This window comes from Xylella fastidiosa (assembly GCF_011801475.1).
Taxonomy (GTDB): domain Bacteria; phylum Pseudomonadota; class Gammaproteobacteria; order Xanthomonadales; family Xanthomonadaceae; genus Xylella; species Xylella fastidiosa.
In genome coordinates, this window is the sequence record NZ_CP044352.1 from 1,789,078 (window position 1) to 1,800,881 (window position 11,804).

Sequence of the window (11,804 nt, forward strand, 5' to 3'; positions counted from 1 at the left end):
ATAATGTGGGTCCGTTTAGTTCTGTGACTTTACTAAGTGGTGGGTGTGCAGGCTCTATTCATTCAGTGGGCGTTGACTGTTCTTGCCGGTGTGCAAGAGGGATATGCATAAGGTTATTGAGATATGTCCGAATTTCTGCGTATTGCGATGGCGCAGTTTGATTTTCCTGTGGGTGCTGTGGCGCAAAATGCTGAGCGCATCATCGCGTTGATTGAGCAGGCGCGGGATGAGCACGGCGCTGATGTGGTGATGTTCCCAGAGTTGGCGCTCAGTGGTTATCCGCCGGAAGATTTGCTGTTGCGTCCGGGTTTCCTAGCGCATTGTCAGGTGGCGATTGAACGCATCGCAGCGGCGACGCACGGTATTGTTGCAGTGGTTGGTTGGCCGCAAAGTGCGGGGAGTGTGGTGTACAACGTGGCCAGTGTGCTTTGTGACGGCCAGGTTGAGCAGACTTACCGGAAGCGTGAGTTACCCAACTATGCGGTGTTCGACGAGCGCCGTTATTTTGAAGTTGATCCCAATGGCAGTCGTTGTGTGTTCAAAGTAAAAGGGGTGCCGGTTGGGGTGTTGATCTGTGAGGATCTATGGTTCTCTGAGCCGCTGGCCGATACGGTGTGTGGTGGTGCGGAGTTGGTGTTGGTGCCGAATGCTTCACCCTATGAGCGCGGGAAGCACGCGCAGCGTGATGCGTTGTTAGCCGAGCGTGCGCGTGAGACGGGTGCAGCGATTGCATATCTCAATGTGGTGGGAGGTCAGGATGCGTTGGTTTTTGATGGTGCTTCGGTAGTGGTTGATGGTCATGGCCGGGTGCATCCTGCGGCGGCAGCGTTCTCCGATCAGTGGCTCGTGGTGGACTATATGCGTTCTGAGCGCCGTTTCGTCCCGTTGCAATGGGTAGTGGAGTCGGAGGTGAGCATCAATGCGCTCGTGTGGCGTGCGGTGGTGCGTGGGGTGCAGGATTATTGCCGTAAGAATGGTTTTTCTAAGGTTTGGGTGGGGCTGTCGGGGGGGATCGACTCGGCGTTGGTGCTTGCGATCGCTGTCGATGCGCTCGGTGCTGATCAGGTGACTGCGGTGCGGTTGCCGTCGCGTTATACGGCTGAGTTGTCCAATGATTTGGCTGCGGAGCAGTGTCATAGTTTGGGGGTTAGGCTGGAAACGGTGGCGATTGAGCCGGTATTTGAGGGGTTGTTAGCCGCATTGGGGCCGTTGTTTGCGGGAATGGCTCCAGATGCGACGGAGGAGAATCTGCAATCGCGAAGCCGTGGGGTGATTTTGATGGCGTTGGCCAATAAGTTCGGTGGGCTGTTGTTGACGACGGGCAATAAAAGTGAATATGCGGTTGGTTATGCGACGATCTACGGTGATATGTGTGGTGGGTATGCGCCGTTGAAAGATATTTATAAGAGCCAGGTGTTTGAGTTGGCTCAGTGGCGTAATAGGGTTAGCGATGTATTAGCGATCCCTCCTGGGGTGATTCATCGGCCGCCTTCGGCGGAGTTGCGGGCGCAGCAGACTGATCAGGATTCGCTGCCACCCTATGAGGTGCTTGATGGCATTTTGTCTCTCTATGTGGATCAAGAGCAGTCACGTGAGGACATCATCGCCGCTGGTTATGCGGCGGGTGTCGTTGACTATGTGCTGAATTTGGTAAGGATCAATGAGTGGAAGCGTCATCAAGCAGCGCCGGGTCCGAAGGTGTCTCAGCGTGCGTTTGGACGAGAGCGACGTTATCCGATTAGCAACGCTTATCGTGGCTAGGGGAGGGAGCGGGCGTGTTGAAGGGCGTGGTTGGTTTGCGATGCTGTGAGAGATGATGCGTTTTAGTAGGAATGCGAGTCGTCCGTGAGATCAACAGGTGAGTTGTTCTGATCTCGCTCTGAGCCTGAGTGCTTCATTGAGGTTCAGACTCTACAGTCATTGATGATGTACGGTTGTCGGTCGGAATTTTAGGGGTGATACCAGTGCTCTCTGCATGGGCTGGGAGTGACTCAATAAGTATCTTGGTCATGAAATAGTGCAGCAGTTCGGTGAGTATACTAATGTCCTGCTTTCATAAGGCGTTTGCTGCATGTCTGATTCTCGGGGTGTACTGTCTATTTCTACCAGCACAACCTTTCAGGGTTTGATCCAGACTCTCAATCGGTACTGGGCAGAGCAGGGGTGCGTGTTGGTTCAACCGCTAGATCTGGAAGTAGGGGCCGGGACATTTCATCCGGCCACCTTTTTGCGTGCGTTGGGTCCGGAACCGTGGAATGCTGCTTATGTGCAGCCTAGTCGGCGTCCGACCGATGGCCGCTATGGGGAAAATCCGAATCGTTTGCAGCGTTATTATCAATATCAGGTTGCAATGAAACCCAACCCTGACAACCTTCAGGAGTTGTATTTGGCTTCATTACAGGCCTTGGGTATCGATCCGTTGGTGCATGATGTGCGCTTTGTTGAGGACAACTGGGAGTCCCCGACATTGGGCGCTTGGGGCCTTGGTTGGGAGGTCTGGCTCAATGGCATGGAGGTGACGCAGTTTACGTATTTTCAGCAAGCTGGCGGGCTGGAATGTAAGCCCGTTTTGGGTGAGGTCACTTACGGGTTGGAACGGCTGTGTATGTATTTGCAGAGCTGCGATAACGTTTACGATCTGGTGTGGACGTATGGCCCGGATGGTACGCCAGTGACGTATGGCGATGTCTACCACCAGAACGAGGTGGAGCAGAGCGCTTACAATTTCGAGCACGCAAATGTGACTGAGTTACTCCACACTTTCGATGCTTGCGAGCGCGAGGCTAAATCATTGGTCGAGGCTGTTTTGCCACTCCCTGCCTATGAGAAGGTGATCAAGGCAAGTCACTGCTTCAATTTACTTGATGCGCGTCGCACAATTTCTGTCACTGAGCGCCAGCGGTACATTCTTCGGATACGTACACTGTCACAAGAGGTGGCGAAGGCTTATTACGCTCAGCGTGAGAAACTGGGTTTTCCGAACTTGAGGCGCTAGTTGCCTCCTTTATCCGTTTTCCGTTTCGAATCACTGTGGTGCGCCGCTAGTTGCCATTCGCGGAAGAAACGGAGACCAAGGTCCTATTGTCATGACTGAACTAAAACCACTGCTGATCGAACTTGGGACCGAGGAATTGCCGGTCAATGCTTTGCCGAACTTGTCGCGAGCATTTTTCGAGGGGGTGCTGGCTGGGTTGGAGAGGCGCGGCATTGTGGTCGATCATGGTGAGGCCAAGTCTCTGTCGACTCCGCGTCGGCTTGCTGTGTTACTCACGGCTGTGGCAGTGGAGCAGCCAAAGCAGTATCGCGAATTGTTTGGCCCTTATCTGAATACTGCGTTTGATACCGAAGGTAAGCCCACGAAGGCGTTGGAGGGGTTTGCTGCTAAATGTGGTGTCAATTGGAGGACATTGGAGCGTATTCGTGATACCAAGGGCGAGCGTTTCGTACATCGGGTGGTGGTGCCTGGCGAGCGTACGGATGCGTTGTTGCCAGGAATATTGACTGAAGCAATTGCGGGGATGCCTATTCCCAAGCCGATGCGCTGGGGCGCTCATGAATATCTATTTGCACGTCCAGTCCATTGGTTGGTGATGCTTTTTGGGCAGGATGTGGTTGAGGCTGAGATTATGGGGGTGAAGGCTGGTCGTATCAGTCGTGGTCATCGCTTTTTGTATGACAAGCCGGTGTCGCTGAGTGGTCCGCAGAATTATATTGATGTTCTTCAGGCTGCTTATGTGTTGGTGGATCCTGCCGCACGTCGTGCTCGCATTGTTGCTGAGATTGAGGCCGTAGCGCGTCAGGTTGGTGGAGTCGCGCGGATCACTGAAGATAATGTGGCGCAGGTGGTGAATTTGGTGGAATGGCCGTCGGCGGTGCTATGTAGCTTTGAGCGTGTGTTTCTTGAGGTGCCGCAGGAGGCGTTGATCCAAACAATGGAGGTGAATCAGAAATTTTTTCCTGTACTCGATAGTTTGGGGAAGTTGACTGAGAAGTTCATCGGTATTGCCAATATTGAGTCCAATGATGTTGCTGAGGTCGCAAAGGGCTATGAACGTGTGATCCGTCCGCGTTTTTCTGATGCTAAGTTTTTCTTCAATGAGGATCTCAAGCAAGGTTTGAAAGCAATGGGAGAGCGACTAAGGACGGTCACCTATCATGCGAAGTTAGGTACGCTGGCTGACAAGGTTGCGCGAGTTCTGGTACTGGCTGAAGCGATTGCGCCACAGATTGGGGTAGATCCATTGCTTGCCAGGCGTGTTGCGTTGCTCAGTAAAAACGACTTGCAATCTCGCATGGTCAATGAGTTTCCGGAATTGCAGGGAGTTGCGGGTCATCACTATGCCTTGATTAGTGGTGAGTTACCCGAGGTCGCAATGGCGATTGAGGATGCTTATCGGCCTCGCTTTTCTGGTGATGAGATCGCACGTTCGCCGTTGGGTAAGGTGCTCGGACTCGCCGAGCGTCTGGATACGCTGGCGTGTGGTTTTGCTGTGGGAATGAAGCCAACTGGTAACAAGGATCCTTTTGGGTTACGCCGCAATGCGTTGGGATTGGCAAGAACAATTATTGAGAGTCGGTTCGATCTGGATTTAAAAGTGCTACTGGATCAAGCGTCAGACTGGGTCGCGTTTGCGACGACGATTGAGCAGGAGCGTCATGCACAGGAATCAGTGAAACAGTCGAAAAAAGAAGCGGCTGTTAAGCATTCGGTGCCCCAGGTCAGTGATGAGAAATCTGCAAGAATTGAAGAGCTTTACGATTTCATCGTAGAGCGTTTGCGTGGTTACTATGCGGATAAGGGCATTCCAACAACGCACTTTAATGCAGTCGCTGAGCTTAAACCTGTCTCTTTATACGATTTTCATCGCCGTCTTGATGCAATCGGCAGATTTGCTGCTCTTCCAGAGGCAGAGGCGCTGGCAGTTGCCAACAAGCGTATCCGTAATATTTTGCGTAAGGCTGAAATTAAGATTCCAGCATCAGTCGATGCGACATTGTTCGATCAACCAGCAGAGAGTGGGTTACTCGTGGCGTTGGAAGGTGTGATCACCGATACCCGCAGTGCATTAGATTGCAAAAATTATGTCAGTGTCCTTACATGTCTGGCACGGTTACGGCCACCCATTGATGAGTTCTTCGACAAGGTGATGGTTAACGATGAAAATCTGATGCTGCGTGCTAACCGCTTAGCGTTACTGCAACGCTTAGGGGAGTATCTGTGTTGTGTTGCGGCCATTGAACACTTGTCTAATTGATTGAGAGTTGCAGTTTTTTATGGGGTCAAAAGTATGTATAGCTTGGGTCTCAAGATGAGGTCTATAAGCACTGTGATTCAGTATTTCTAAGTGGATTGATATAGCTTTATTTTGATGATTTTTTGAGATGCATGTCTAATTTTTTGCGCATGTCTCAAATGGTTCCCACCCTGTTATTTCTTCCTTGGATGAGCGACAGTGCAACGGGAAGGCGGGGCCGTTGATGCGGCGTTTCTTAGGCGCTCTTTAATGAAAGCTTGGCTGGCCTGGCTTGGTAACTATTTAAGTTGTAAAACGGATGGTTATGATTTACTGCCCAATATGGAATTTAGTTGAATTGCACAATACCAATTTTTTGTGGTGTTGATTAAGTCTATAAAGAACCAAAGGAGTACTATCATCAAAATAATCAGGGCTTTCTGCTGCCCGTTGATACTTTTCTGGAGTGACTTTTTTATGGATGCACTATTCCATATGCCGCAAATGATTTGATGGTCTCTGTTATTGAGTCTTTTTTCTGTAACGATCTCTTTAGCGTTGCAATTTTGTATATTTATAGTTTCATTTCTTCCAAGTAAATTAAAAAAAGAAGATCCGATTTTCGCTTCATTCTCAGATAATAAAATCCAAGTGCCTGTTTCATTTAGTTGACCCAAAAGACGATTGCTTGTTGCGAATACTCCAGACATGAGTGCTGCAAAGATTAAAATCATTGAGAGTATGAATAATAAAACACATGAAATTCTCTTTGGTACTTTTTTCTTGTTGATGCTGCACGTATTCAGATCAAATGCTGCACCCGCTTTCCCAATAAGATTCAATGATATATTTTTACTTTCTGCGAAATTTGCTACTTTTTTTGCATCACGCAAGGTATGAGACTGAATACCAAAAGCCATACGAAAAGTAATTAAAGCCGCTTGATTCGATAAGTGTTTGCTGATAACTGCGTCCTCAATATCACTCTTGCTGATAAATAAGCGTAGTAAGCGCATATGAATAGGGTAGAAAGAGTTTACTCGCCAAGAGATATAGATAGCAGAAAAAACGAGTAAACATATAAAGATTAGTATCGTTATCGTTTTTTCTGACAATATATCTACATAATCCACGAGTATTCTCCTCTCTAATGAAAAATTAGCATTGGCCTCTATGCCTGTGCGATTCAAACTATTGGATTCAACGTAATTTTATTTTATGGGGATTGAGGTGAGTTGTTCTTGAAAGAATAGAATCCATTTGAATCATATCAATGCTGGTTATTCCATAAGAACGGCTTAAGAAATCTTTGGAAAACTTCATTTTTTACGCGCCCTGGAACGATGTCAGAGGCTGCAAAGGTTACAGGTTTTATAAAAGTGGCATTGGCATGGTCAAGCATCGTAATAAATTTATGATAAATAAATGCGCATGGATGCGTGTCATGTCAGTGATTGTCATGCAAGCTGCCGGCAGGTAGGAATAGCCAAGTGCGGGTCACATGTAGGATGTCGACATTGTCTTGTGTCTTGGGAAGTGGCGGGAATGGTTGTGCTAGTTGGACGATGCGTAATGCGGCCGCATCCAGCAGTGGGGAGCCGCTAGAAATCAGTACTCTGCTGCTATCTACGCTGCCATCACGGCGTATGCCCACAGTGATAATCACACGGCCGCTGAGCCGACGTCGCCGTGCCTCGTCCGGGTAGTTCAGATTGCCGACTCGTTCGGCACGATCAACCCATGCACGCAGGTAGTTTGCATAAGCGTATTCGCGTGTGCTGGCTGAGATAAATTTGCGAGTTGGGCGCTTGGCATACTCTTCTGAGCGTAGGTTTACTTCAGCAGCTAAGCGTGCCATCTCTGCATTCCGTTGTTCACGTTTTGCATCGGTGGGGTTAGGCTGTGAATGTCGATCTTGAAGACGTGTTTGCTGTACTGGAAGCGGTTGTTTGCCATAACGGCTGGTGATGACGTTCGGTTGGATTGGTTCTGGTGCGCGTGCTTGTGTTGCGCGTTGTGTTTGTGGGGCGATTCCCACTTGCTCTTGGGGTATCACGCCAGGTTGGCTGTCGCGCGGGCGTTGCGCTTTATCTTGATCTCCGCCGCCTTGCTGGTTAGCTTGAGCTAGAAAATCAGCTTGCTTGGGCGTCAGTGGGGTACTTGTTTGGCTAAAGATGACATCCAGGGTGGGGACTAAGGGAGCTTTGTCGGTGACTGCGAAGCCTACTCCTAGAATCAGCGCAAGGTGTATGAGAATCGACAGAACCAGTGTTGTGTTCAGACGTTGACGTTCCCGGATTTGGGCTGTATTGACCGCATCCATATCAGCCTCCAGTTTCAATTGCATCGAACAGTTGTCCAGCGATGTTCAGGCCGCACTGTGCGTCTAATTCGCGTAGGCAGGTGGGGCTTGTGACGTTTATCTCAGTCAAGTAGTCGCCGATCACGTCGATTCCGACAAAACGCATGCCACGGCGTCGCATCTCTGGCCCGACTTGAGCGGCGATCCAGCGGTCGCGTTCGTTGAGGGGGCGGCTCTCACCGCGGCCTCCAGCAGCCATGTTGCCGCGGAATTCGTCACCTTGTGGGATTCTAGCCAAACAATGGTCTATAGGGACTCCGTCAATCAGTAGGATGCGTTTGTCGCCTTCGATAATTTGTTGCAGATAGCGTTGCGCTATTGCCAGTGTGCGTCCGCCATCTGTCAACGTTTCCAGGATCACATTGAGATTGGGGTCGCCGTTGCTACTGCGAAATATCGAATGCCCACCCATCCCGTCTAGTGGCTTGAGAATCGCTTGCTCTTGCTTCTGAACAAACATCTTCAGTGCTCTCATATCACGGCTAATAAGAGTTGGTGGGCAACATTGTGGGAATAGCTGCGCGGCTATTTTCTCGTTGAGATCGCGTAGGCCCTGTGGGTGGTTAATCACTTGAGCACCAGCGGCTTGGGCGATACTAAGCAACTGTGTGTCGTAGATGAATTCAGCATTGACTGGAGGATCTTTACGCATCAGGATTATTTGCCCTTGGCCGAGTTGAGTCTCGCTGAACTCCCCCAAGGTGTACCAGTCGGTCTTGTTGTCGCGTACTTGAAGCGGTGCGGTTTGCGCGAAGGTACGCCCCTCATTTAAGCTGAGGCTACCAGGGTGCACATAATGAAGGCGATGGCTGCGACGCTGCGCCTCCAGCAGCAATGCAAAGGTGGTGTCTTTGGCGATTTTGATACCTGTGATGGGGTCCATCACAACAACGACGTCCAACGGCATTAAAGGTCAACCTGATTTGAAACAGAGATGCCGATGTTAGCGAGTTTAGGGAGCTAATAGTGTGCCTGTTTTGCCCTATATGGTGCTTGCATGCGATGCTAGGTTCCTCGTTTATACGGCAATTGCCAGTGCTTGCCAGTTTTTAGTTGTTTTTCTTGACTGTCAGCACATTTTCATTCACGGTTACTGTTTGCGTCTGCTATTGCAGTACACAGTATTTAGATTCAGAGCGCTGTGCGCATGAGGATATTGGCAATGATTAAAAGTGTTGCTAGCGGCAAGGAACTCGCAGGTCTTAGGGTGATGGTCATTGATGACTCAAAAACCATAAGACGTACCGCTGAAACGCTTCTTAAGCGTGAAGGGTGTGAGGTGGTTACCGCTATTGATGGCTTTGAAGCCTTAGCGAAAATTGCTGATCAGAAGTCGCAGATTATTTTTGTCGATATTATGATGCCGCGCTTGGATGGTTATCAAACTTGCGCGTTGATAAAAAACAATAACTTGTTTAAGTCGACTCCAGTGATCATGCTTTCTTCTAAAGATGGCTTATTCGATAAGGCGCGCGGTCGTGTGGTTGGTTCCGAACAATATCTGACCAAACCTTTTACACGCGAGGAGTTGTTAAGTGCCATCCGTACATATGTTAATCCTTTAAAATTAGCTGTTTAACCTGACTGTTCATCTGATGCGTTTCCCATTCGATATTCTTGATGATTACGAACGGCGTAGTCTCTTACACAGCATGCAGTTGCCTGAAAAGCCTTTTTCGGTCGATATTTGGCGCGGTGTTGGCTATCGTATTGGAAGCAGAAACTTAGTATCTGACTTTAGTGAGGTTGTTCAGATTGTCCCAATGCCTACGGTGACATTAGTGCCGGGTGCTCAGCCTTGGTTGTTAGGCGTAGGTAATTTGAGAGGTAGTCTATTACCTGTGATTGATCTTAAACAGTTTTTGGAAGGACAGCGTACCGTATTACGTGAGGGGCAGCGTGTCCTCATCATGCGCTTAGGGATTGATAATGCAGCACTGGTTATCGATGACCTCTATGGACAGCGTAGTTTTTCATTGAGTAATGCCATCGAGATCGGTGATCTCGCCCAAGGGCGTTATGCTCATTTTATTGAACGTGTGTTTTTGGTTGACGGCCAGTCCTGGTGCGTGTTCTCGCTTTCGCTGCTATCGCGGACACCTGAATTTAGACAGGCTGCTGCCTGATTGGCGGTCCCGTCTTGCATATTTAGATTGAGGTCGAACATGGGTAGCTCCCCGAATGTCCGCAACAGCCAAAAGTTTGACGGCCCGAGTACCAACTTTTGGATTGGTTTGTTCTTATTGTCGATGATTGTATTTAGCGCCAATATCGGTGTGGCAACTTGGCAAGGCAGGCGGCTTGCTGGGGCCAGTGCCGATGTGGCTAACTTGCAGGTGTTGTCGCAGCAGTTGGTTAGTCAGGGGCGCGAAGCGGTCGCTGGAGATTCAAAAGCGTTTTCCAATTTTAAGGAAATCAAAAGCAAGATTGAAGATACTGTCAAGAAGCTTGAGGCCCGCTATAACAATGAAAGTTCGGTTTCTGATGCTTTGTTCCAACTGAAAAATACTTGGGAGCCCTTGAGTAAGAATGCAAAGCAGTTAATTGATAGCGAATCGGCAACATTGGTTTTAGCGAGTAACGCTGATCGCTTCGTGAGTAATGTGCCTCAGCTTCAGGCACAATTAAACGAGGTGGTACGTGCGATGACTGCTAGTGGCGCGCCACCCTCGCAGTTCTACAATACACTGCAGCAGGTAGTAGTGGCCGGCACTATGGCGCGGCGTGTCGCTGAGATGCGTGCTTCCGGGGTTGGGGCAGCCGCAGCCGGCGATGCGCTGGCGCGGGATTCTGTGATGTTCACAAGGATGCTGGAAGGTTTGCGCAATGGCAATCAGGAGTTAGGGATATCCCCTGTTCGCAATGATGCCACGCTGTCAGCACTGACAAAGTCGCAGTCCCTGTGGATAACAATGAAAAAGGACGTTGATAATATCCTGGCGACTTCGCATCAACTATTTGCTGCGCAATCTTCTGTCGATGCATTGGTGAATGGCTCAGGTAAATTATTGGAGGACAGTAATAAATTATTTAATGCGTTTTCGACATTTGGGGTTGGCTCGGTACGTGATAAACGTATTTTCCCCAATTTCTGGCTCACTGTGATATTTGGGTTGCTGTCTGTAGTGTCGATTGTTGGTCTGGCCTGGAGTACGGTGATTTCCCGATCACGTGAACAAGAGCGGCGTTATCAAGCTCAGGTGGAGTTTAATAGCCGTAACCAGCAGGCAATCATGCGATTGCTGGAAGAGATTATTTCCATAGGTGAAGGTGATCTAACCGTGAAGGCTTCGGTCACCGAGGAAATGACTGGGGCGATAGCCGACGCGATTAACTGTGCTGTTGATGAACTGCGTCAATTGGTCGCCACGATCAATACTACTTCGGCTAAGGTTGCGGTATCGGCGCATGAAACTCAAACCACTGCGATGCGCTTGGCGGAGGCCGCAGGCCATCAAGCCAATCAAATCACCACAGTCTCAGAGCGAATTAGCGAGATTGCGGCTAGTATCGAACAGGTGTCACGCAACTCCGCAGAATCGGCAGAAGTAGCGCAGCGTTCTGTTGTGATTGCAGCAGAGGGTGCTGGTGTAGTCCGTGAAACTATCCAGGGCATGGACCAAATCCGCGATCAGATCCAGGAAACCTCAAAACGTATCAAGCGTCTGGGTGAGTCGTCTCAAGAGATTGGTTCAATCGTAGAATTAATTAACGATATTTCTGAACAGACCAATATTTTGGCGCTTAATGCAGCAGTGCAAGCAGCTTCTGCTGGCGAAGCAGGACGTGGTTTCGCCATTGTTGCCGATGAAGTCCAGCGTTTAGCTGAACGCACCTCTAGTGCAACCCGTCGCATCGAGAGTTTGGTACGGGCAATTCAGGTTGACACTAACGAGGCTGTTAGCTCAATGGAGCAGACGACTGCTGAAGTAGTATCTGGCGCGCGCTTGGCTGAAGATGCAGGTACTGCATTGATTGAGATTGAACACGTATCTAACACGCTTAACCATTTAATTAAAAACATTTCCATTGCTGCTCATCAACAAGCAGCTGCTGCTACTGACATCACTCAAACGATGGGTGTAATTCGCCAAATTACTTCTCAGACCTCACAAGGTGCTGGGAAGACTGCTGAATCGATCGGTCGTTTAGCTGGGTTGGCTGCTGAATTGCGTCGATCAGCAGCCAACTTCAAATTGCCAGCTTGA

9 protein-coding genes are annotated in these 11,804 nt (G+C 49.4%); 6 read left to right on the plus strand and 3 right to left on the minus strand.

Going from position 1 to position 11,804, the window contains the following annotated elements:
* Positions 1-123: 123 nt before the first annotated feature.
* From F7G16_RS07970 to glyS, 3 genes are all read left to right on the plus strand, one after another.
* Entirely contained in the window at positions 124-1,761 is a 1,638-nt protein-coding gene (locus F7G16_RS07970) for an NAD+ synthase (protein WP_004572843.1), read from the plus strand.
* Between the two features lie 310 nt (positions 1,762-2,071).
* Positions 2,072-2,995 carry a glycine--tRNA ligase subunit alpha gene (glyQ, locus tag F7G16_RS07975; RefSeq protein WP_004085463.1) on the plus strand — a complete coding sequence of 308 codons (924 nt, stop codon included), beginning with the start codon at positions 2,072-2,074 and terminating at the stop codon, positions 2,993-2,995.
* Between the two features lie 91 nt (positions 2,996-3,086).
* Positions 3,087-5,255 (plus strand): glycine--tRNA ligase subunit beta, encoded by a 2,169-nt coding sequence (gene glyS, locus F7G16_RS07980; protein ID WP_004572844.1) that lies wholly within the window; start codon positions 3,087-3,089, stop codon positions 5,253-5,255.
* 302 nt (positions 5,256-5,557) lie between these two features.
* On the opposite strand, the gene F7G16_RS07985 is transcribed toward glyS, so the two are convergent.
* From F7G16_RS07985 to gshB, 3 genes are all read right to left on the minus strand, one after another.
* Positions 5,558-6,367: a DUF6216 family protein gene (locus tag F7G16_RS07985; RefSeq protein WP_011097814.1), complete on the minus strand. Its 810-nt coding sequence runs from the start codon at positions 6,365-6,367 to the stop codon at positions 5,558-5,560.
* A gap of 314 nt (positions 6,368-6,681) precedes the next feature.
* On the minus strand, positions 6,682-7,557 hold the full coding sequence (locus tag F7G16_RS07990) for an energy transducer TonB family protein (RefSeq protein WP_012382557.1): 876 nt from the start codon (positions 7,555-7,557) through the stop codon (positions 6,682-6,684).
* A gap of 1 nt (position 7,558) precedes the next feature.
* Positions 7,559-8,503 carry a glutathione synthase gene (gene gshB / locus F7G16_RS07995; RefSeq protein ID WP_004572847.1) on the minus strand — a complete coding sequence of 315 codons (945 nt, stop codon included), beginning with the start codon at positions 8,501-8,503 and terminating at the stop codon, positions 7,559-7,561.
* Positions 8,504-8,758: 255 nt separating this feature from the next.
* Here gshB and F7G16_RS08000 point away from each other — a divergent pair, with 255 nt between their 5' ends.
* Genes F7G16_RS08000 through F7G16_RS08010 form a run of 3 tightly spaced genes read left to right on the plus strand, consistent with a single transcriptional unit; the run spans position 8,759 to position 11,804 of the window.
* Entirely contained in the window at positions 8,759-9,175 is a 417-nt protein-coding gene (locus F7G16_RS08000) for a response regulator (protein ID WP_004085459.1), read from the plus strand.
* 16 nt (positions 9,176-9,191) lie between these two features.
* A complete protein-coding gene (locus tag F7G16_RS08005; RefSeq protein ID WP_004085458.1) occupies positions 9,192-9,722 on the plus strand; it encodes a chemotaxis protein CheW in 531 nt (176 codons plus the stop codon).
* A gap of 39 nt (positions 9,723-9,761) precedes the next feature.
* Positions 9,762-11,804, plus strand: a complete 2,043-nt coding sequence (locus F7G16_RS08010; RefSeq protein WP_004572848.1) for a methyl-accepting chemotaxis protein — start codon at positions 9,762-9,764, stop codon at positions 11,802-11,804.

What these genes read in the sequence shown, in the direction of transcription:
- F7G16_RS07970 (WP_004572843.1), top strand. Translation starts at nt 124, where the DNA reads ATGTCCGAATTTCTGCGTATTGCGATGGCGCAGTTTGATTTTCCTGTG.
- gshB (WP_004572847.1), bottom strand. Translation starts at nt 8,503, where the DNA reads ATGCCGTTGGACGTCGTTGTTGTGATGGACCCCATCACAGGTATCAAA.
- F7G16_RS08010 (WP_004572848.1), top strand. Translation starts at nt 9,762, where the DNA reads ATGGGTAGCTCCCCGAATGTCCGCAACAGCCAAAAGTTTGACGGCCCG.
- F7G16_RS08000 (WP_004085459.1), top strand. Translation starts at nt 8,759, where the DNA reads ATGATTAAAAGTGTTGCTAGCGGCAAGGAACTCGCAGGTCTTAGGGTG.
- glyS (WP_004572844.1), top strand. Translation starts at nt 3,087, where the DNA reads ATGACTGAACTAAAACCACTGCTGATCGAACTTGGGACCGAGGAATTG.
- F7G16_RS07990 (WP_012382557.1), bottom strand. Translation starts at nt 7,557, where the DNA reads ATGGATGCGGTCAATACAGCCCAAATCCGGGAACGTCAACGTCTGAAC.
- glyQ (WP_004085463.1), top strand. Translation starts at nt 2,072, where the DNA reads ATGTCTGATTCTCGGGGTGTACTGTCTATTTCTACCAGCACAACCTTT.
- F7G16_RS08005 (WP_004085458.1), top strand. Translation starts at nt 9,192, where the DNA reads ATGCGTTTCCCATTCGATATTCTTGATGATTACGAACGGCGTAGTCTC.